18 protein-coding genes are annotated in these 20,398 nt (G+C 75.0%); 12 read left to right on the forward strand and 6 right to left on the reverse strand.

Annotation, left to right across the window (positions count from 1 at the left end):
• Window positions 1-11: 11 nt before the first annotated feature.
• Window positions 12-1,025, reverse strand: a complete 1,014-nt coding sequence (locus ACFSJS_RS08605; RefSeq protein ID WP_380898934.1) for a LacI family DNA-binding transcriptional regulator — start codon at window positions 1,023-1,025, stop codon at window positions 12-14.
• Between the two features lie 135 nt (window positions 1,026-1,160).
• Window positions 1,161-1,481 (reverse strand): L-rhamnose mutarotase, encoded by a 321-nt coding sequence (locus ACFSJS_RS08610; protein ID WP_380898566.1) that lies wholly within the window; start codon window positions 1,479-1,481, stop codon window positions 1,161-1,163.
• Window positions 1,482-1,725: 244 nt separating this feature from the next.
• Here ACFSJS_RS08610 and rhaI point away from each other — a divergent pair, with 244 nt between their 5' ends.
• The 8 genes from rhaI (at window position 1,726) to ACFSJS_RS08650 (ending at window position 11,410) form a co-directional block, all read left to right on the forward strand.
• Window positions 1,726-2,886, forward strand: coding sequence for an L-rhamnose isomerase (gene rhaI / locus ACFSJS_RS08615; RefSeq protein WP_380898568.1), 1,161 nt, complete (start codon window positions 1,726-1,728; stop codon window positions 2,884-2,886).
• A gap of 5 nt (window positions 2,887-2,891) precedes the next feature.
• Complete coding sequence (locus ACFSJS_RS08620; RefSeq protein WP_380898570.1) at window positions 2,892-4,943, forward strand: bifunctional aldolase/short-chain dehydrogenase; 2,052 nt, start codon at window positions 2,892-2,894, stop codon at window positions 4,941-4,943.
• 213 nt (window positions 4,944-5,156) lie between these two features.
• Entirely contained in the window at window positions 5,157-6,671 is a 1,515-nt protein-coding gene (locus ACFSJS_RS08625) for a rhamnulokinase (protein WP_380898572.1), read from the forward strand.
• Entirely contained in the window at window positions 6,662-7,423 is a 762-nt protein-coding gene (locus ACFSJS_RS08630) for a (Fe-S)-binding protein (RefSeq protein ID WP_380898573.1), read from the forward strand. The genes ACFSJS_RS08625 and ACFSJS_RS08630 overlap by 10 nt, the downstream gene beginning before the upstream one ends.
• Window positions 7,420-8,925: a LutB/LldF family L-lactate oxidation iron-sulfur protein gene (locus ACFSJS_RS08635; RefSeq protein ID WP_380898575.1), complete on the forward strand. Its 1,506-nt coding sequence runs from the start codon at window positions 7,420-7,422 to the stop codon at window positions 8,923-8,925. The genes ACFSJS_RS08630 and ACFSJS_RS08635 overlap by 4 nt, the downstream gene beginning before the upstream one ends.
• Window positions 8,922-9,578: a LutC/YkgG family protein gene (locus ACFSJS_RS08640; protein ID WP_380898577.1), complete on the forward strand. Its 657-nt coding sequence runs from the start codon at window positions 8,922-8,924 to the stop codon at window positions 9,576-9,578. The genes ACFSJS_RS08635 and ACFSJS_RS08640 overlap by 4 nt, the downstream gene beginning before the upstream one ends.
• 130 nt (window positions 9,579-9,708) lie before the next feature.
• On the forward strand, window positions 9,709-11,007 hold the full coding sequence (locus ACFSJS_RS08645) for an exo-beta-N-acetylmuramidase NamZ family protein (protein WP_380898580.1): 1,299 nt from the start codon (window positions 9,709-9,711) through the stop codon (window positions 11,005-11,007).
• Window positions 11,008-11,179: 172 nt separating this feature from the next.
• Complete coding sequence (locus tag ACFSJS_RS08650; RefSeq protein ID WP_380898582.1) at window positions 11,180-11,410, forward strand: hypothetical protein; 231 nt, start codon at window positions 11,180-11,182, stop codon at window positions 11,408-11,410.
• Here ACFSJS_RS08650 and ACFSJS_RS08655 read toward each other — a convergent pair.
• Window positions 11,394-11,909 (reverse strand): O-acetyl-ADP-ribose deacetylase, encoded by a 516-nt coding sequence (locus ACFSJS_RS08655; RefSeq protein WP_380898583.1) that lies wholly within the window; start codon window positions 11,907-11,909, stop codon window positions 11,394-11,396. The genes ACFSJS_RS08650 and ACFSJS_RS08655 overlap by 17 nt on opposite strands.
• 75 nt (window positions 11,910-11,984) lie before the next feature.
• Entirely contained in the window at window positions 11,985-12,677 is a 693-nt protein-coding gene (locus ACFSJS_RS08660) for a ThuA domain-containing protein (RefSeq protein WP_380898585.1), read from the reverse strand.
• 91 nt (window positions 12,678-12,768) lie between these two features.
• Here ACFSJS_RS08660 and ACFSJS_RS08665 point away from each other — a divergent pair, with 91 nt between their 5' ends.
• Complete coding sequence (locus tag ACFSJS_RS08665; RefSeq protein ID WP_380898587.1) at window positions 12,769-13,158, forward strand: VOC family protein; 390 nt, start codon at window positions 12,769-12,771, stop codon at window positions 13,156-13,158.
• Window positions 13,155-13,589: an NUDIX hydrolase gene (locus ACFSJS_RS08670; protein WP_380898589.1), complete on the forward strand. Its 435-nt coding sequence runs from the start codon at window positions 13,155-13,157 to the stop codon at window positions 13,587-13,589. The genes ACFSJS_RS08665 and ACFSJS_RS08670 overlap by 4 nt, the downstream gene beginning before the upstream one ends.
• A gap of 34 nt (window positions 13,590-13,623) precedes the next feature.
• Here ACFSJS_RS08670 and ACFSJS_RS08675 read toward each other — a convergent pair whose 3' ends face one another.
• Window positions 13,624-15,504, reverse strand: coding sequence for an ABC transporter ATP-binding protein (locus ACFSJS_RS08675; RefSeq protein WP_380898591.1), 1,881 nt, complete (start codon window positions 15,502-15,504; stop codon window positions 13,624-13,626).
• A gap of 295 nt (window positions 15,505-15,799) precedes the next feature.
• Here ACFSJS_RS08675 and ACFSJS_RS08680 point away from each other — a divergent pair, with 295 nt between their 5' ends.
• Together ACFSJS_RS08680 and ACFSJS_RS08685 are read left to right on the forward strand one after the other, a co-directional pair.
• The gene (locus tag ACFSJS_RS08680; RefSeq protein WP_380898593.1) at window positions 15,800-17,671 is read left to right on the forward strand and encodes an ABC transporter transmembrane domain-containing protein; all 1,872 of its coding nucleotides are present in this window, start codon (window positions 15,800-15,802) and stop codon (window positions 17,669-17,671) included.
• The gene (locus ACFSJS_RS08685; protein ID WP_380898595.1) at window positions 17,668-19,449 is read left to right on the forward strand and encodes an ABC transporter ATP-binding protein; all 1,782 of its coding nucleotides are present in this window, start codon (window positions 17,668-17,670) and stop codon (window positions 19,447-19,449) included. Before ACFSJS_RS08680 ends, ACFSJS_RS08685 begins: the two co-directional genes overlap by 4 nt.
• A 73-nt stretch (window positions 19,450-19,522) precedes the next feature.
• Here the strand turns inward: ACFSJS_RS08685 and ACFSJS_RS08690 are convergent, their stop codons facing one another.
• The gene (locus tag ACFSJS_RS08690) at window positions 19,523-20,317 is read right to left on the reverse strand and encodes a metal-dependent hydrolase (RefSeq protein WP_380898597.1); all 795 of its coding nucleotides are present in this window, start codon (window positions 20,315-20,317) and stop codon (window positions 19,523-19,525) included.
• Window positions 20,318-20,398: the final 81 nt, after the last annotated feature.

A 20,398-nucleotide genomic window follows, 5' to 3' on the forward strand; every position in this document is an offset into this window, starting at 1 on the left:
GGGCCGGCGGGTCAGCGGGGCGAGGAGATGCTGGAGTCGCGGACGACGAGTTCGGGCTGGAGGACGATCCGCTGGTGGCGGTGGGACTCGGCCTCCCCACCGGTCTCCTCGATGAGGAGGTCGGCCGCCGTGCGGCCCATCCGGAAGGCGGGCTGCCGCACCGAGGTCAGCGGCACGGCGGCGGCCGCGGCGAACTCGATGTCGTCGTAGCCGACCAGCGCGATGTCACCGGGCACCGAGACCCCGGCGGCGAACAGCGCCTGGAGCACGCCCAGGGCCAGCAGGTCGTTGGCGCAGAAGACGGCCGTCGGCCGGGGCGTCATCCCCAGCAGCCGCGCCCCCGCGTCCCGTCCGGCCGCCACGTCCAGCCGCTCGCCCTCGACGCGCCGCAGCGCGCCCTCGGGCAGGCCGGCCTCGCGCAGCGCCGCCAGGGCGCCGGTGTACCGGTCGCGGCACTGCGACAGCTGCATCGGGCCGCTGACGTAGACCAGTTCGCGGTGGCCCTGCGCCAGCAGGTGCCGCGCGGCCAGTGAGCCGCCGGTGATGTCGTCGACGGAGACCGAGCAGCCCTCCTCGCTGGGGAGCACCCGGTCCACCACGACGTAGGGGATGTCGTGCCGCCGGAAGTCGGCCAGGTTGCGGCCGGTGGCGTCGGCCGGGGTGACCAGGACGCCGCGCACCCGCTGCTCGGCGAAGAGGGAGAGGTAGTCGGCCTCCTCCGCCGGGCTCTGGGCGCTGTTGCACAGCATCACGCCCAGGCCCTCCTCGCGTGCGGCGCGCTCCGCGCCGGAGGCCACGTCGGCGAAGAAGGGGTTGGACATGTCGAGCACCAGCAGCGCGATGATCCGGCTCCGTCCGGCCCTCAGGTGGCGCGCCGACTCGCTGCGCACGTAGCCGAGGCGGCTGATGACGGCCTGCACCCGGGCCCTGGTCTCCTCCGCGACCATCTCCGGCCGGTTGATGACGTTGGAGACGGTGCCGACCGACACCCCCGCCTGACGTGCCACGTCCTTGATGCCCACCATGCGCGCCACGAGTCGACCGTCCCCTGACCTCTCACTCTCCGCGGCGCCTGGCCCGGGGCCGCGCGCCCATGCTACGCACCCGCCCACCGCGGCGGGTCCGTGTCCGGCGGTGGCCCCGCCGCCCGGCGGCGCTCCCTAGTCGAGGTGGAAGACCTCGGTCAGGGGGCGCATGGCCTCGTCCGGCCGCCCGCCGTCCAGCGACTCGAAGAAGCCGGCCATCTCCGCCTGCCACCGGGCGTTGACCTCGGTCGCCTCCATCGCCGCCCGGGCGGCGTCGAAGTCCTCGGTCTCCAGGTAGCCCACCAGCAGGCCGTCCTCGCGCAGGAAGAGGGAGTAGTTGCGCCAGCCGCTCTCGCTCAGGGCCCGCAGCATCTCCGGCCAGACGGCGGCGTGGCGCTCCCGGTACTCCGCGAGCCGGTCGGCACGGACCTTCAGCAGGAAGCAGACACGCTGCACGGGCTCCTCCTCGTCCGGATATGGGGTGCCATGGCCATGAAAGGTTTCAAGGTGATCGCAGGGACGCTAGGGCCGTCGAGCGGCGCCCGTCAATGGCCGAGCGGGGAAAATCCGAACCGGGCCGGAAAGAGCGGTGACATCGGGGCGGGATGCCACCCGCCCCCTTGACACCCCGATCGGCCGCCCATAGTTTTCCGCCGATGAAACGATTCATGAAGCCGTTCACCTCCAGGAGCTCTGACACATGACCGCCGTGTCCGCCGTGAAGGCGGCCCTCAGGAAACAGGCCGTCGAGACACCCTCGTGGGCCTACGGCAACTCCGGAACGCGCTTCAAGGTCTTCGCGCAGCCCGGCGTCCCGCGCACCCCCCGGGAGAAGCTCGACGACGCGGCCCGGGTGCACGCGCACACCGGCGTCGCGCCCACCGTGGCCCTGCACATCCCCTGGGACCGGGCCGACGACTACGCCGCCCTGGCGGCGTACGCCGAGGAGCGCGGGGTGCGGATCGGCACGATCAACGCCAACGTCTTCCAGGAGGACGACTACCGGCTCGGCAGCGTCTGCCACCCCGACGCGGCGGTGCGGCGCAAGGCGCTGGACCACCTGCTGGAGTGCGTCGACATCATGGACGCCACCGGTTCGGGCGACCTGAAGCTGTGGTTCGCCGACGGCACCAACTACCCCGGCCAGGACGACGTGCGCGCCCGCCAGGACCGGCTGGCCGAGGCCCTGGCGGCGGTGTACGAGCGCCTCGGCACCGGGCAGCGGATGCTGCTGGAGTACAAGCTCTTCGAGCCCGCCTTCTACACCACCGACGTCCCCGACTGGGGCACCGCCTACGCCCACTGCCTCAAACTGGGCGAGAAGGCCCAGGTCGTGGTCGACACCGGGCACCACGCGCCGGGCACCAACATCGAGTTCATCGTGGCCGTGCTGCTGCGCGAGGGGAAGCTGGGCGGCTTCGACTTCAACTCCCGCTTCTACGCCGACGACGACCTGATGGCCGGCGCGGCCGACCCCTTCCAGCTCTTCCGGATCATGTACGAGGTGGTGCGCGGCGGCGGCTACGGGCCGCAGACCGCCTTCATGCTCGACCAGTGCCACAACATCGAGCCCAAGATCCCGGCGATCATCCGCTCGGTGATGAACATCCAGGAGGCCACCGCCAAGGCGCTGCTGGTCGACCGCGAGGCGCTGGCGGCGGCCCAGGCCGCCGGCGACGTGCTCGCCGCCAACGCCGCGCTGATGGACGCCTACAACACCGACGTACGGCCGCTGCTGGCCGAGGTCCGCGAGGAGATGGGCCTGGACCCGGACCCGGTCGCGGCCTACCACCGCTCGGGCTGGGCCGAGCGGATCGCCGAGGACCGCAAGGGCGGCCGGCAGGCCGGCTGGGGGGCGTGAGGGACATGACCGGAACGACCGAACGGAACGAAGCGGTCGAGGCGCTGCTCGCCCGCTCCCACCGGCTGGGCGCCGACCCGCGCAACACCAACTACGCCGGCGGCAACGCCTCCGCCAAGGGCACCGCCTGCGACCCCGTCACCGGCGGCGAGGTGGAGCTGCTGTGGGTCAAGGGCTCCGGCGGGGACCTGGGCACGCTCACCGAGCAGGGCCTGGCCGTGCTGCGCCTGGACCGGCTGCGCGCGCTGAAGGCCGTCTACCCGGGCGTGGAGCGCGAGGACGAGATGGTCGCCGCCTTCGACCACTGCCTGCACGGCAGGGGCGGCGCGGCCCCGTCCATCGACACCGCGATGCACGGCCTGGTCGAGGCCGCCCACGTGGACCACCTCCACCCCGACTCGGGCATCGCGCTGGCCTGCGCGGCCGACGGGGAGAAGCTGACCGCCGAGTGCTTCGGCGACCGCGTGGTGTGGGTGCCCTGGCGGCGCCCCGGCTTCCAGCTCGGTCTGGACATCGCCGCCGTCAAGGAGGCCAACCCGCGGGCCATCGGCTGCATCCTGGGCGGACACGGCATCACCGCCTGGGGCGAGACCTCCGAGGAGTGCGAGCGCAACTCGCTGGAGATCATCCGCACCGCCGAGGCGTTCCTCGCCGAGCGCGGCAGGCCCGAGCCCTTCGGCCCGGTGGTCGAGGGCTACGAGCCGCTGCCGGAGCGCGAGCGCCGGGAGCGCGCCGCCGCGCTGGCGCCGCACATCCGGGCGATCGCCTCCGCCGACCGGCCGCAGGTGGGCCACTTCACCGACTCCGAGGCGGTGCTGGACTTCCTCTCCCGCGCCGAGCACCCCCGCCTGGCGGCCCTGGGCACCTCCTGCCCGGACCACTTCCTGCGCACCAAGGTCCGCCCCCTGGTGCTGGACCTGCCGCCGGCCGCGCCCCTGGAGGAGGCCGTCGCGCGCCTGGAGGAGCTGCACCAGGAGTACCGCGCGCAGTACCGGGCCTACTACGAGCGGCACGCCACCGCGGACTCCCCGGCGATGCGCGGCGCGGACCCGGCGATCGTCCTGGTGCCCGGCGTGGGGATGTTCTCCTTCGGCCGGGACAAGCAGACGGCGCGCGTGGCGGGCGAGTTCTACGTCAACGCGATCAACGTGATGCGCGGCGCGGAGGCGGTCTCCTCCTACGCTCCGATCGAGGAGTCGGAGAAGTTCCGCATCGAGTACTGGGAGCTGGAGGAGGCCAAGCTGCGCCGGATGCCGGCGCCCAAGCCGCTGGCCACCCGGATCGCGCTGGTCACCGGCGCGGGCTCCGGCATCGGCCGGGCCATCGCGCACCGGCTGGCCGCCGAGGGCGCGTGCGTGGTGGTCGCGGACCTCGACGGCGAGAACGCCGGCCGGGTCGCCGAGGAGCTCGGCGGGCCCGACCGGGCCGTGGCCGTCACGGCGGACGTCACCGACGAGCAGCAGATCGAGGCGGCCTTCCGCGAGGCGGTGCTGGCCTTCGGCGGGGTCGACCTGGTGGTCAACAACGCCGGGATCTCCATCTCCAAGCCGCTGCTGGAGACCACCGCGCGGGACTGGGACCTCCAGCACGCCATCATGGCCCGCGGCTCCTTCCTGGTCTCCCGCGAGGCCGCCCGGGTGATGACCGCCCAGGGGATGGGCGGCGACATCGTCTACATCGCCTCCAAGAACGCGGTGTTCGCCGGCCCCAACAACATCGCCTACGGCGCCACCAAGGCCGACCAGGCCCACCAGGTGCGGCTGCTGGCGGCCGAGCTGGGCGAGCACGGGATCCGCGTCAACGGCGTCAACCCCGACGGGGTGGTGCGCGGCTCCGGCATCTTCGCGAGCGGCTGGGGCGCGCAGCGGGCGGCCGTCTACGGCGTGCCGGAGGAGAAGCTCGGCGAGTTCTACGCCCAGCGCACCCTCCTCAAGCGCGAGGTGCTGCCCGAGCACGTGGCGAACGCGGTCTTCGCCCTCACCGGCGGCGACCTGTCCCACACCACCGGACTGCACGTCCCCGTCGACGCGGGCGTCGCCGCGGCCTTCCTGCGCTGACGCCCGCCGCCCCGTGCCGGGCCGCCGCGGGCGGCCCGGCGGCCGGCGGCTCCCGCCCGGCCACCGCGTGATCGCCCCGCGGTGGCCGGGCGGGCACCGGCTCCCCGCCGCGACCGCCGCCCGGTCCCTTCCGGCCCTCCGGGCCCTTCCACCACCCCTCCCCCTTCCGGCTCTCCGGCTCCTCCGTCCCTTCCGCGTCCCCGCGAGGTCCCCGTGCCCCCTCCCCCGACCGCCCGTTCCTCCGCCGCTCCCTGCGGCCCGCCGTCCTTCGCCGCCGTCGACCTGGGCGCCTCCAGCGGGCGCGTCATGGTGGGCACGGCCGGGCCCGGCGTCCTGGAGCTGCAGGAGGTGCACCGCTTCCCCAACCGGCCGGTCCGCGTCGCGGGCACCCTGTACTGGGACGTCCTGGGCCTGTACCGGGGGGTGCTGGACGGGCTGCGGGCAGCCGGGCGCGCCGTGCCCGGCGGGCGTCCGGCGTCCGTCGGCATCGACTCCTGGGCGGTGGACCACGGTCTGCTGGACGCCTCGGGGACGCTGCTGGGCAACCCGGTGCACTACCGCGACGGCCGCACCGACGGCGCCGCCGAGCGGGCCGCGGCCGTGATGCCGCCGCGGGAGCTGTACGCCGCCACCGGCCTGCAGCACCAGCCGTTCAACTCCCTCCACCAGCTGGTCGCCGCCCGCGGCACGTCCGCGCTGGCCGCCGCCCGGCACCTGCTGCTGATCCCCGACCTGATGGCGTACTGGCTGACGGGCGAGATGGGCACCGAGCTGACCAACGCCTCCACCACCCAGCTGCTCGACCCGCGCACCGGCGACTGGGCGCGGCCGGTGGCCGAGGCGTTCGGCGTCGACCTGGCGCTGTTCCCGCCGCTGCGCCGTCCGGGCGATCCGGCCGGCGAACTGCTCGCGGAGGTGCTCGCGGAGTGCGGGCTGGACGGGCCGGTGCCGGTCACGGCCGTCGGCTCGCACGACACCGCCTCCGCCGTGGCCGGGGTCCCGGCCGAGGGCGGCCGGGCGTTCGCGTACGTGGCCACCGGCACCTGGTCGCTGGCCGGGGTGGAGCTGGAGGCGCCGGTTCTCACCGAGGAGTCGCGGGCCGCCAACTTCACCAACGAGCTGGGCGTGGACGGCACCGTCCGCTACCTGCGCAACATCATGGGCCTGTGGCTCCTCCAGGAGTGCCTGCGCACCTGGGAGGCCGACGGGCTGCGGCCGGAGCTGGAGGCGCTGCTGCGCGAGGCGGCGAAGGCCCCCGGGCTGCGCTCGGTGGTCGACGCCTCCGACCCGGTCTTCCTGCCGCCGGGCCGGATGCCGGAGCGGATCGCCGAGGCGTGCCGCCGCACCGGCCAGCCGGTGCCGCGCGATCCGGCCGAGACGGTCCGCTGCGTGCTGGACTCCCTGGCCCTGGCCCACCGCAGGGCGGTCGCCGACGCCCAGCGGCTGTCGGGGCGCGAGGTGGAGGTGGTGCACGTCGTCGGCGGCGGGGCCCGCAACGAGCTGCTGTGCCGGCTGACGGCCGACGCCTGCGGGCTGCCGGTGGTCGCCGGCCCGGCCGAGGCGGCGGCCTTCGGCAACGTCCTGGTCCAGGCGCGTGCCGCCGGGGCCGTCCACGGCGACCTGACCGCACTGCGGTCGCTGCTGCGGACCACCCAGCCGCTGCGGCACCATGAGCCCATGGGTGATCGAGGGGCCTGGGAGCGGGCGGAGGCCGCGGTATGCGGGTAGCGCTGTTCGTGACGTGCGTGACCGACACGCTCTACCCCGGCACCGGGCGGGCCGCGGTCGCCGTGCTGGAGCGGCTGGGGGTGGAGGTGGACTTCCCCCCGGCGCAGAGCTGCTGCGGGCAGCCGCAGTTCAACACCGGCTACCGCAGCCAGGCCGAGCCGCTGGTGCGCCGCCACGCCGAGGCGTTCCGCGGCTACGACCACGTCGTGACCCCGTCCGGTTCGTGCGCGGCGATGGTGCGGGAGAACCATCCGGGGATCGCCGCCCGCTCGGGGGACGCCGCGCTGGAGCGCGCCGTGGCCGAGGTGGCGTCCCGGACGTACGAGTTGAGCGAGTTCCTGGTGGACGTCCTCGGTGTGACGGACGTCGGCGCCTCCTACCCGCACACCGTCACCTACCACCCCACCTGCCACGGTCTGCGGGCCCTGGGGCTGGGCGACCGGCCCCGGCGGCTGCTGGAGAACGTGCGCGGGCTGGAGCTGGTGGAACTGCCGGGCGCGGAGGAGTGCTGCGGTTTCGGCGGGACGTTCGCGGTGAAGAACGCGGCCGTGTCGGCGGCGATGGGCGCCGACAAGGCGCGCAGCATCGAGGGCACCGGAGCCGAGGCGGTGTGCGCGGTCGACAACTCCTGCCTGATGCACATCGGCGGCATCCTCACCCGGCGGGGGTCGGCCGTCCGCCCCGTCCACCTGGCCGAGATCCTGGCCTCCACCGACGGCACCGGACGCGACGCGGAGGGCGGGGAGCGATGAGCGGCCGCACCTACCTGGGCATGCCCGCCTTCCCCGAGGCCGCGGGCCCGGCCACCCGTGACGCGCGGCTGCGCCGCAACCTGCGCCACGCCACCGGCACCATCCGCGCCAAGCGCGCCGGAGCCGTCGCCGAGCTGCCGGACTGGGCGGAGCTGCGGGCCGCCGGCGCGGCCGTCAAGGACCGCACGCTGCGCCACCTCGACCACTACCTGGAGCAGGTGGAGGAGGCCGTCACCGCCGCGGGCGGCACCGTCCACTGGGCGGTCGACGCCGACGAGGCCAACCGGATCGTCACCTCCCTGGTGCGCGCCACCGGCGAGCGGGAGGTCGTCAAGGTCAAGTCGATGGCGACCCAGGAGATCGGCCTGAACGCGGCACTGGAGGAGGCCGGGATCCGCGTCTGCGAGACCGACCTGGCCGAGCTGATCGTCCAGCTCGGCGACGACCTCCCCTCCCACATCCTGGTGCCGGCCATCCACCGCAACCGCGGGGAGATCCGCGACATCTTCCGCGAGCGGATGGGCCGCTGGGGCCGCCCGGCGCCCGAGGGCCTGGGCGACGACCCCGCCGAGCTGGCCGAGGCGGCCCGGTTGCACCTGCGGGAGAAGTTCCTGCGGGCGAAGGTCGGGATCTCCGGCGCCAACTTCATGGTGGCCGAGACCGGCACGCTGGTGGTGGTCGAGTCCGAGGGCAACGGACGGATGTGCCTGACCCTGCCCGAGACGCTGATCTCGGTGGTCGGCATCGAGAAGGTGGTGCCCACCTGGCGGGACCTGGAGGTCTTCCTCCAGTTGCTGCCCCGCTCCTCCACCGCCGAGCGGATGAACCCCTACACCTCGATGTGGACCGGCACCGCGGGCGCCGGGGAGGCCGACGGCCCGCGCGACTTCCACCTGGTGCTGCTGGACAACGGCCGCACCGACGCCCTGGCCGACACCGTCGGCCGCCAGGCGCTGCGCTGCATCCGCTGCTCGGCCTGCCTGAACGTCTGCCCGGTCTACGAGCGGGCGGGAGGGCACGCGTACGGCTCGGCCTATCCGGGGCCGATCGGCGCGATCCTCACCCCGCAGCTGCGCGGCACCACGACGGAGCTGGACGCCTCGCTGCCGTACGCCTCGTCGCTCTGCGGTGCCTGCTACGAGGTCTGCCCGGTGGCCATCGACATCCCCCGGGTGCTGGTGCACCTGCGCGAGCGCGTCGCCGAGGGCGGGGAGACGACGGTGCGCGGGCAGCGGACGACCGTCCGGCCCGCGCGGGGGCACGCGGCCGAGCGCGCCGCGATGCGGGCGGCCCGCTGGGCCCTCGACCACCCCGGCGCGCTGCGGGCCGGGCAGCGGCTGGCCTCCCGCACCCGGCGGCTGCATCCGCGCCGCCTGCCGGGGCCGGGCCGGGCCTGGACGGCGAGCCGCGACCTGCCCGCGGTCCCGGCGGAGTCCTTCCGCCACTGGTGGCAGCGCACCCGGGGAGCCGGGAGCGCCCGGACGGAAGGGGAGGGGCGATGAGCAGCCGCGAGGTGGTGCTGGGCCGGATACGCCGGGCCCTGGCCGACGTACCGCGCACGGAGGAGCCGGACGGCGTGCCCGTCCCCCGCGGCTACGCGCGCGCCCACGTCCCGTCCGGCGGGCCCGGCGCGACCGCGGCGCTGGTCGACCTGCTGGCGGAGAACCTGGCCGACTACCGCGCCGTGGTGCACCGCACCGGCGCCGACGGCCTTCCGGTGCTGCTGTGCCGGCTGCTGGCCGAGCGCGGCACCGCCGAGGTGCTGGTGCCGCCCGGGCTGCCGCCGTGGTGGCTGGCGGCCGCCGGCCCGGTGCGGATCCACGACCGGGCGGCCTCCACGCCGGCCGAGCTGGACCGGGTCCACAGCGTGGTGACCGGGTGCGCGGTGGCGATCGCGGAGACCGGCACGATCGTGCTGGACGGCTCCCCCGACCAGGGGCGCCGGCGCATCACGCTCGTCCCCGACCACCACGTCTGCGTGGTCCGGGTGCCCGACCAGGTGGTGGCGTCCGTCCCGCAGGCCCTGGAGCGGCTGGACCCCGTCCGCCCGCTGACGTGGATCTCCGGCCCGTCGGCCACCAGCGACATCGAACTGGACCGCGTCGAGGGCGTCCACGGCCCGCGCACCCTGGAGGTCGTCCTCCTGGCGCAGTGAGTGGCGGTCCCGGGGCGGTCCCGCCGCCGCGGGGCCGCCCTTGCGCCGTCGGTGCCCTGTCATTGCTCTACACCTATGTCGCCGTGCGTGGCCCCTTGTCGCCCGCGGTGCGCGCGGATAGCTTCCCGCCATGCCTTCCCGCCGATCACTTCTCGCCGGTGGTGCGGCCGCCGCGCTGGCCGCCCCGCTCGCCTCCCCCGCCACCGCCGCCACCGCCGCCGACGGCCCCTCCGGGGGGCGGTCCCGCGGCCGGGACGTCGTCCCCGGCGCCGACGCCGCGGCCGCCCGCGGCTGGTCCGTGCTGCGCGGCCGCAGGGTGGGCGTGATCAGCAATCCCACCGGGGTCCTGCGCGACGCCACCCACATCGTGGACTCCATGGCGGCCCACGGCGAGCTGGACATCGCCGGGGTGTTCGGCCCCGAGCACGGCTTCCGGGGCAGCGCGCAGGCCGGGGAGTCCGAGCCGGAGTTCACCGACCCGCGCACCGGGCTGACGGTGTACGACGCCTACGGCGCCAACGCGACCAGGATGGCCGAGCTGTTCACGAGGGCCGGCGCGGACACGATCGTCTTCGACATCCAGGACGTCGGCGTCCGCTACTACACCTACATCTGGACCATGTACAGCGCCATGGTGGCCGCCCGCTCGATCGGCGCCCGGTTCGTGGTGCTGGACCGGCCCAACCCGATCGGCCGGCGGGCCGACGGACCGCTGATGACCGAGGAGTTCACCTCCGGCGTCGGAGCCGAGGTGATCGTCCAGCAGCACGGGATGACGGTGGGCGAGCTGGCCCGCTACTTCAACGGGGAGCTGCTGCCGAAGGAGGGCCCCGGCGGGACGGTGGAGCTGGAGGTGGTCCCGGTGCGGGGCTGGGACCCGTACTCGACCGCCCACGAGCACGGCCTGCCCTGGGTGCCGCCCTCCCCCAACATGCCGACCCCGGACACCGCCGTCGTCTACGCCGGGACGGGCTACTTCGAGGGCACCAACCTCTCCGAGGGCCGCGGCACCACCCGCCCCTTCGAACTCATCGGCGCGCCCTACCTGGACCACCGCTACAGCGACCGGCTCAACGCGCGGAAGCTGCCGGGGGTGCGGTTCCGCGAGGGCTACTTCGTGCCGACGTTCGGCAAGCACACCGGCACCACCTGCGGTGGGGTCCAGATCCACGTCACCGACCCGCGCCGCTACGAGCCCGTCACCACGGCGGTCGCGATGCTGGTGGAGGCGCGTCGCTACGACGCCTTCGCCTGGCGGCAGGACGCCTGGGACACCAGGCGCCCGTTCTGGATCGACAAGCTCTCCGGCTCCCCCCGGCTGCGCGGGATGGTCGACGCCGGCAAGGACGTGGACGAGATCACCGCCGCCTGGCGGGAGGAGGTCCGCGCCTTCGAGCGGACGCGGCGGGCCTACCTGCTCTACCGCTGACCGGACCGGCCGCGGACGCGCGGGGCGAAGGCGGCACGGGGAGGCGCGGGGTGGCGCGGGGACATGCGGAGCGGACGTAACACCGCGTTCTCGCACGGGTCGACGGTGCGTAGCACGGGCACGGCAGCATGGGGGCCCGTCACACCCCTCGAACCCGTGTGAAGGAGTCCCCGTGCTGCGGATCGTCACTCCGCTCGCCGCGCTCCCCCTCGTGCTCCTCGTCCTGGCCGAGCCCCCGGAGCCCCCGGACCCGTCGCCGGGTCCGGGGGGCGGGGAGGCCTCTGCGGACACGGACTCCGCCGGGGGCTGGTGCTACGCCCTCACCGGCGGCCCCGACGACACCTGCACCGTGCAGGTGGTGCGGGTGGGGCAGGCGCGGGAGCCGGTCACAGCCATGCCGTGAAGGCCTCGTACGCCCGCTGCCCGAAGAGCACGAAGCGGATCTCCTCGAACGTGTCGTCCCGCTCGGTCTCCCGGCGCACCGCGGCCAGCGCGATGCGGGCGCCGTCGTCCAGCGGCCAGCCGTAGACGCCGGTGGAGATGGCGGGGAACGCGACCGTGCGGGCGCCCAGTTCACGCGCCACGCGCAGCGACTCCCGGTAGCAGGAGGCCAGTTGCCCGGAGCGGTCCTCCGAGGCGGACCAGACCGGCCCCACCGTGTGGATCACCCAGCGCGCGGGCAGCCTTCCGGCGGTGGTGGCGACCGCCTGCCCGGTGGGCAGCCCCTTGCCGTAGCGCGAGGCGCGCAGGTCACGGCATTCGGCGAGGATCTCCGGGCCGCCCCTGCGGTGGATCGCCCCGTCGACCCCTCCACCTCCCAGCAGTGAGGAGTTGGCGGCGTTCACCACCGCGTCGACGGACTGTTCGGTGATGTCACCCGGAATGAGATGGATTGTGACCATACAGCCATCCTTCCACCGTGCCGGGGGCCTACCCTTCCGGTCGTGATGGCCGGACGACGCGTCCGGCGGGCCGGCTCAGGCGTCCGGCGAGTCCGGGGCCGGCAGGGGCAGCCGGGCCGCCCAGGCCAGCCCGCCCAGCAGGTGCCGGCGGAACGCGGGGTCGGCGTAGGACTCCCCGGTGTGGCCGAGGGCGGTGTAGAAGACGCGGCCCCCGGTGTTCTCGTGGCACCACGCCAGCGGATGGTCCTCCCCCATCCCGCCGCCCCGGTAACTGCTCTCGTCCGCGGAGAGCAGCACCCTGACCCGGCCGCGCGGGCTGGAGCGGAAGTCGTACCACTCGTCGGTGAACGGCCACGAGGGCCCCAGGTGCGCGGTGGCCGGGTGGTCGCGGTCCTCGACGACGGCGACGCCCGGCTGGAGCGCGGGGTGCCGGTCGAAGCGGGCGCCGAGCAACTCGCCGTACCAGGGCCAGTCGTACTCGGTCGTGGTCGCGGCGTGGACGCCGACGAAGGCCCCGCCCCGCTCGGCGTACGCCCGCAGGGCCTCGCGCCCCCCGGGCGTGAGCACCTCGCCGCTGGTGGAGAGGAAGACCACCGCGCGGCAGTCCTCTCCGGCGAGGGCGGCGGCGAGCTCCTCCGGGTCCTCGGTGGCGGTGGCGGCCAGGCCGAGGGCGGCGGCGAGCTCCCGGAAGGCGTCGGTGCCCTGCGGGATGGAGTCGTGCCGGTAGCCGGTGGTCCGGGTGAAGACGAGGATCCTGGCGGGAGTCATGGCCCCATGATCCCCCACCGCGCCCGGGACCGCGGCGGGCGGTCGGCGTGCCCGGGGCCGCGGCGGGCGGCCGCCGGGCTACGCTCGGCGCATGCCCGCACGTGTCAAGGACCTGGTCGTGGACGCGGCCGACCACCAGGGGCTGGCCGACTGGTGGTGCGCCGCCCTGGGGTACGAGCGCCGCCGGCCCCTGGGTTACCCTCCCCCGCCGCCCGAGTGGCCGGTGGCCATCCACCACCCGCACGACGCCGGACCGGTGATCTGGTTCGTGCCCGTGCCCGAAGTGGGGGACGGGCCGAGCCGGGTGCGCTTCGAGGTCTGGGGCGACACCGACGAACTCGTCGCGCTGGGCGCCACCGTGGTGCGGCTGCGCGACCGGGAGAAGGAGTGGGACGTCCTGGCCGACCCGGAGGGCAACGAGTTCGGCGTGTTCACCCCGCGCAGGCCGGTGCTCGCCCTCGGAGAGGGGGAGGCGCGGTGACGCTTCCCGCGGAGGGCATACCCGGCGGGCCGGCCGGCCTCGTCGACACGGTGGCGTGGGTGCACCTGCGCGACGGGCTGATCCTGGGCGCGCGCACGCGCGGCAAGGAGCTCTTCTACATCCCCGGCGGCAAGCGCCACGAGGGGGAGAGCGACGAGCAGACGCTGCTGCGGGAGGTCGAGGAGGAGCTGACGGTGGCGGTCCTGCCCGAGAGCATCGTCCACGTCGGCACCTACGAGGCGCCGGTCGGAGCGCACGCGCCGGGCCTGGTGGTCCGGATGGCCTGCTACACCGGCGACCACCGCGGGACGCTCGCCGCCGCCGGGGAGATCGAGGAGATCGCTTGGCTGTCGTACGCCGACCGCGACCGGGTGCCGCCGGTGGACCAGCTGGTCTTCGACGACCTGCGCGCGGCGGGGGAGCTGGCCTGAGCACGGCCGGCCGGAGGAAGGGCCCGCAGGTGCATCAGGCGGACGCGGCCTCCACCGCGCCCGGACCCGCCGCACCCGGACCGGGGCTCGGACCCGGTCCGGCACCGTCCGGTCCGGGCAGGGCGGCGTCGCGCCGCAGCAGGGCCGCGTAGCGCCCGCCCCGGGCCAGCAGCTCCTCGTGGGTCCCCCGCTCGGCGATCCGGCCGCCGTCGAGGACGACGATCTGGTCGGCGTCGCGGACGGTGGACAGCCGGTGGGCGATCGTCAGCGTGGTGCGGCCCGCCGCCAGGGCGTCGATCGCACGCTGGACGGCCTGCTCGGTACGGGTGTCCAGGGCGCTGGTGGCCTCGTCCAGGACGAGGACGGGCGGATCGCGCAGGATCGTGCGGGCCAGGGCCAGCCGCTGCTTCTCCCCGCCGGAGAAGCGGTAGCCGCGCTCGCCGACGAGGGTGTCGTACCCCTGCGGCAGGGAGGCGATGTGGTCGTGGATCTGGGCGGCGCGGGCCGCCTCCTCGATCTCGGCGTCCGTGGCGTCGGGACGGGCGAAGCGGAGGTTGTCGGCTACGGAAGCGTGGAAGAGGTAGGTCTCCTGCGACACCACGCCCACCGTGCGGGCCAGGGAGTCGAAGTCCAGGTCGCGCACGTCGACCCCGTCGATGGTGACCCGCCCGGCGGTGACGTCGTACAGCCGGGGCACCAGGTAGCCGAGCGTGCTCTTGCCCGATCCGGTGGCCCCGACGACGGCGAGGCTGCTGCCCGCCGGGACGGTCAGGTCGATGCCGCTGAGGGTGGGGGTGGCGGCGTCCGGGTCGTAGGAGAAGCAGACGCCCTCGAAGCGGACCTCGCCGCGGGCCCGGTCCAGCCGCACCGGCCGGGCGGGCTCGGTGATGTCCACCGGCAGGTCCAGGTACTCGAAGATGCGCTGGAAGAGGGCGAGGGAGGTCTGCATCTGCACGCCGGTGCTCAACAGGGAGACGGTGGGGCGCAGCAGGCCCTGCTGGAGGGTGACGAAGGCGACCAGGGTGCCGAGGGAGAACGACGGCCCGCCCAGGTGCAGGAGCAGGCCGGCGGTCCAGTAGAGCAGGGCCGGGATGGCCGCCATGACGATGCCGATGACCGACATCCGCCAGCGTCCGGCCGTGTTGGAGCGGACCTCCAGGTCCACCAGGCGCTCGGACTCCTCGGCGAAGGCGCGGGTGAGGGAGTCGGCGCGGCCCATGGTCCGCCCCAGCAGGATGCCGCTGACCGACAGCGACTCGGTCACCATCGCCGACATCGCGGCCATCTGCTTCTGGCGCCGCGTGGCGATCCTCTTGCGCTCGTTGCCGACGCGCCGGCTGATCCAGACGAACAGCGGCAGCAGGACCAGGGAGACGACCGTGAGCCGCCAGTCCAGCGCCAGCATGGCCGCCACCGTCGCCACCACGCTGGTGAGGTTGGAGACCAGGGACGTCGCGGTGGAGGTGACGGTCGCCTGCATCCCGCCGATGTCGTTGGCGATGCGGGACTGGACCTCGCCGGTGCGCGTGCGGGTGAAGAACGCCAGGGACATCCGCTGGAGCTTGGCGTAGACCTCGGTGCGCAGGTCGTGCATGACGCGCTGGCCGACCGTGGTGCTGATCAGCGTCTGGAGGACGTTGAAGACGCTGGTCAGCACCGCTGTGGCGATCATGCCGAGGGCGAGCAGGGTCAGCAGGCCGGTGCGCTGCTGCGGCAGGGCCACGTCGAGGATCTCGCGCAGCAGGAACGGCGAGGCGACCGAGACCAGTGAGGACGCGCCCACCAGCAGCCCGACGACCGCCAGCCGCCCCCGGTAGGGGCGGAACAGGCGCAGGATGCGGCGGATCTGGGCGGGCGGCTGCTCTGCCCCCTGCTCGCGGGACGGCGGGGCCCAGGCGGGTTCGTCGTGGTGCAATGCGCTCCTCGTGGGCGGTCCGGGCGTTCCCCGGCCGGGCCGGCCGGGCCGCCGCGGCGGCCGGTACGCCGGCGCCCGCGGCTCGGCCACCAGCCTACGGTCGCCCGCCGCGGAACCCGGGAGGCCGGGCTCGGCAGCCCCTCCGGGCCGGGGGCGCCGGACGGGCCGAGAGGGGCGCCGCGGCCGGCCGGTGCGGAACCGGGGTCCGCGGGAAAACCCTTTGCCCCTCCCCGGGGAGGGAGGGGAGGCTTGCACGGTTGTTCCTCCCCCTCCCTCCGAGCCGCACGGGGACGCCATGCGCATCAGCGACCTTCCGTATCCCGATCCCGGGGACCCCGACGTGCGCTCGGGGTTCCGCTTCCTGGTCTGGCTGTGGCGTGCACAGGCCGGCGGCCAGCTGAAGTCGCTGGCCTGGGGCATCCTGCAGATGGGGGCGGTCGCCTCCTTCCCCGTGGTGGTGGGCATGGCCGTGGAGGGGGCCGCCGCGGGCTCCGGCGAACGGCTCGCCGCGGTGGGCGCGCTGGTGATGGCGCTGGGCCTGGCGGTCATGGTCGGCGACACCATGCTGCACCGCACCGCCGTCACCAACTGGATCACCGCCGCGGCCCGGGTGCAGCAGCTGCTGGCGCGGCGGACCTCGGAGCTGGGCGCCGCTCTGACCCGGCGGGTGGCGGCCGGCGAGGTCGTCGCCGTCTCCACCGGCGACATCGAGAAGATCGGCTGGTTCGTGGAGAGCGTCTCCCGCTTCGGGGCGGCGCTGCTGAGCACGATCGGGGTGTGCACGGCGCTGACGGTGTACGAGCCCCTGCTGGGCGGCGTGGTGACGCTGGGCGTGGTGGTGCTGGTCCTAGCCGTCCTGCCGCTGCTGCCGCCGGCCACCCGCAGGGCGGACGTGCAGCGCGCGAAGGCGGGGCGGGCCACGGAACTGGCCGCGGACACGGTGGCCGGGCTGCGGGTGCTGCGCGGCATCGGCGGTGAGGAGCTGTTCCTCGACCGGTACCGGCAGGCCTCCCAGGAGGTGCGGCGGGCCGCGGTGCACACCGCCCGGATGTGGTCCCTGATCGACGCCGTGCAGGTGGTGCTGCAGGGGCTGCTGCTGCTCTCCGTGGTCTGGACGGGCACGCGCATGGCCGTGGACGGCCGGGTGGGGGTGGGCGAGCTGGTGACGGTGTACGGGGCCGTGACCTTCCTGCTCTTCCCGCTGCGGCTCTTCCAGGAGGTCGCCATGGCGTACTCCTTCTCCAAGCCCTCGGCGAGGCGGGCCGCCCGGGTGCTGGCCCTGCGCCGGCAGACCGGCGAGAGCCCCGCCGGCGGCACCGGGGGAGTCCGGGAGCCGCACGGCGACCTGTACGACCCCGCCAGCGGGCTCCTCGTCCCGGCCGGTGCGCTGACCGCGGTGGTGTGCGGCGACCCCGACGCCGCCGGCCGGCTCGCCGAGCGGCTGGGCGGGCACGGTGCCGGGTCCGTACCGGGGGAGCCGTCGGTGCTGCTGGGCGGTGTGCCGCTGGACGGACTCCCCCTGGCGACCGCGCGTACGGCCGTGCTGGTGCAGGACAAGGACCCGGTGCTGCTCTCCGGCACGCTGGAGGAGCTGCTCGACGTGCCGTCCTCCGGCGCGGTCCCACCCCGGCGGGCGCTGGAGGCCGCCCAGTGCGGCGACGTGCTGGACGCCCTGGCGCGGGCCTCCGCCGAGCCGGGGGGCGACCCGATGCGGGCGCGGATCACCGAGCGCGGCAGGTCCCTGTCGGGGGGCCAGCGCCAGCGGCTGGCCCTGGCCCGCTCGCTGGTGGCCGACCCGCAGGTGCTGGTGCTGGACGAGCCCACCAGCGCGGTGGACTCGCACACCGAGGCCCGCATCGCGGGGGCGCTGCGCCGCGTCCGGGCGGGCCGCACCACCGTGGTGTTCTCCTCCAGCCCGCTGCTGCTGGACCGGGCCGACCGGGTGGCGTTCGTGCGGGACGGCGCGGTGGCCGCGACCGGCACGCACCGCGACCTGCTCGCGCGGGAGCCGGCGTACCGCGCGGTGGTCACCCGCGACACCGGCGGCACCGCGGACACCACCGGCGCCCCGGGCACCGCCGGCGCGGACGAAGCGCCCGGGGACGGGCCCGTGGCGGCGGAAGCGCCCGTACCGCACCGGCACGAGCAGATGGAGGAGACCGCGTGATCGGCGTCGCACCCCCTTCCCACGATCCGGCCGCACCGGAGTCGGCCACCACCCTGCCAGTGGGCTCGCCGCGGACCGTGCGCGCCTACGTCGGCGAGCTGGCCGGACGGCACCGGGGCGCGTTCGCGGCCCTGGTGGCGGTCAACGCCACCGCGGTGACGGCCTCCATGGCCGGCCCCTACCTGCTCGGGCGCCTGGTGGAGGATCTCGCCGCGGGAGCGCGCGACCTCCACCTGGAGCGCGTCGCGGCCCTGTTCGCCCTCGCCGTGGTCGTCCAGGCCGTCTTCACCCGGCAGGTGCGGCTGCGGGGAGCCGTCCTGGGCGAGCGGATGCTGGCCGATCTGCGCGAGGACTTCCTGGTCCGTTCGGTGCGGCTGCCACCGGGTGTGCTGGAACGGGCCGGGACCGGGGACCTGCTCTCCCGGATCACCACCGACATCGACCGGCTGGCGAGCGCCATGCGCGAGGCGGTGCCCCAGCTGGCCGTCGGCGTCGTCTGGGCGGGTCTGCTGCTGGGCGCGCTCACGCTCACCGCTCCCCCGCTGGCCCTGTCCATCGTGATCGCCGCGCCGCTGCTGCTGGCGGGCGCCCGCTGGTACTACCGGCGCGCGCCCGCCGCCTACCGCTCGGAGACGGCGGGATACGCCGCCGTCGCCGCGGCGCTGGCCGAGACGGTGGACGCCGGGCGGACGGTGGAGGCCCACCGGCTGGGCGCGCGCCGGGTGGCGCTGTCCGAGCGCCGCATCGCCGAGTGGACCCGGTGGGAGCGGTACACGCTGTGGCTGCGGACGGTGCTCTTCCCCGCCGTCAACGGCACGCACGTACTGGTCCTGGGGTCGGTGCTGGTGCTCGGCGGTCTCTTCGTGACGCGGGGCTGGGTCTCGGTGGGCGAACTGACCACGGGGGCGCTGCTCGCGCAGATGCTGGTCGACCCGATCGGCCTGATCCTGCGCTGGTACGACGAACTCCAGGTCGCCCAGGTCTCCCTGGCGCGGCTGGTGGGGGTGCGGGAGATCGAACCGGACGCCGGGGACGGGGCGGTGTCCCCGCGCGGCCGCGAGGTGCGTGCGGACGCGGTGCGGTTCGGCTACCAGGCGGGCGGCGACGTGCTGCACGGGGTCTCGCTGGAGGTGTCGCCCGGCACGCGGATGGCGCTGGTGGGGCCCTCGGGCGCGGGCAAGTCCACGCTGGGACGGCTGCTGGCCGGGATCTACGCCCCCCGGACCGGCGAGGTCACGCTCGGCGGGGCCGAGCTGGCCCGGATGCCGGCGGAGCGGGTGCGCACCCACGTGGCACTGGTCAACCAGGAGCACCACGTCTTCGTCGGCACGCTCCGCGACAACCTGCTGCTGGCCGACGCCGGTGCCGGTGACGGCGCGCTGTGGGACGCCCTGGCGGCGGTGGGCGCCGACGGCTGGGCGCGCTCCCTGCCCGACGGACTGGACAGCGAGGTGGGCTCCGGGGGCGCCGCCGTCACCCCGGCCCAGGCCCAGCAGATCGCGCTGGCCCGGCTGGTGCTGGCCGATCCCCACACCCTGGTGCTGGACGAGGCGACCTCGCTGCTGGATCCGCGTGCCGCCCGGCATCTGGAGCGCTCGCTCGCCCGGGTGCTGGAGGGGCGCACGGTCATCGCGATCGCCCACCGGCTGCACACCGCGCACGACGCGGACGTGATCGCGGTCGTGGAGGACGGCAGGATCAGCGAGCTGGGCAGCCACGACGAACTGGTCGCCGCGGACGGTGCCTACGCGGCGCTGTGGCGCTCCTGGCACGGCTGACCGCACGCCCGCCCGTCCCCGGCCCTCCTCCCCCGCCGCCCCGCCCGGTCGCGGGGGAGGAGGGCCGGGCGCGTCACCCGATGTAGCCCAGAGCCCACAGCCCGCTCAGGCCGCCGGTCAGCATGAACCCGGGCATCAGGACCTGCACCTCCAGCCAGCTGCCGGCTTTGAAGCGCATGGCCTTGGGCGGCCCCACCGGGTACCAGCGCCTGCCGCCCACGGGGACGGGCCACAGGATCGGGCAGCCGGAGACGGTGATGGCGTCGCCGAGGTCGTGGACCAGGGAGCCGAGCACGATCGGCAGGCCCAGCCACAGGTACTCCTGACCCGCACCGGTGAACAGCCAGTCGGCTCCGTTGCCGGGCTTGTTCAGGATGTCCGCCAGGATCCACGCACTGGTCGCGCCGAGCAGCCACACCAGGACGTCGCTGGAGACCCGCGCCGCCCGCCACAGCAGCCCCTCGACGGCCAGCACCATGTGGACGAAGAGGATGCCCAGGACCGCCCAGCGGCCGCCCAGCGCCGCGAGCGCGGAGAAACCCGCTCCCATCAGCACCGCCCACAGCCAGGTGTGGGTGAGGGTCCGGTGGCCGCCCGCCCGCCGGGGGTCCCCGGGCTTGCGGGTCGCCTTGTAGACCGCGCACGACAGCTTCTCGATCACCGTGCAGAGCCACTTGGACAGCGGCCCGAAGGCGCGGGAGATGGTCGCCGACTTGTGGTCGAGGTCGGGGGCGAGGGCGGCACCCGCGCAGATCAGTGCCCCGGCCACCAGGACCGGCCACGGCATCGGCCGGTCCAGGGCGTGCGCCACCGCTCCCACCCCCAGCCACGCTGCCGCTCCCGACAGCGAGTGCGCCGGTCCCATCATGTGTGTCCCCACCCCATCGCGTCCGCTCCGCCGTCCTGCCGGCGACACAGCGTAGCGTCGGTGATCTTCGGGCCGTCGGCC

This window comes from Streptomyces desertarenae, from assembly GCF_042681365.1.
GTDB lineage: Bacteria > Actinomycetota > Actinomycetes > Streptomycetales > Streptomycetaceae > Streptomyces > Streptomyces desertarenae.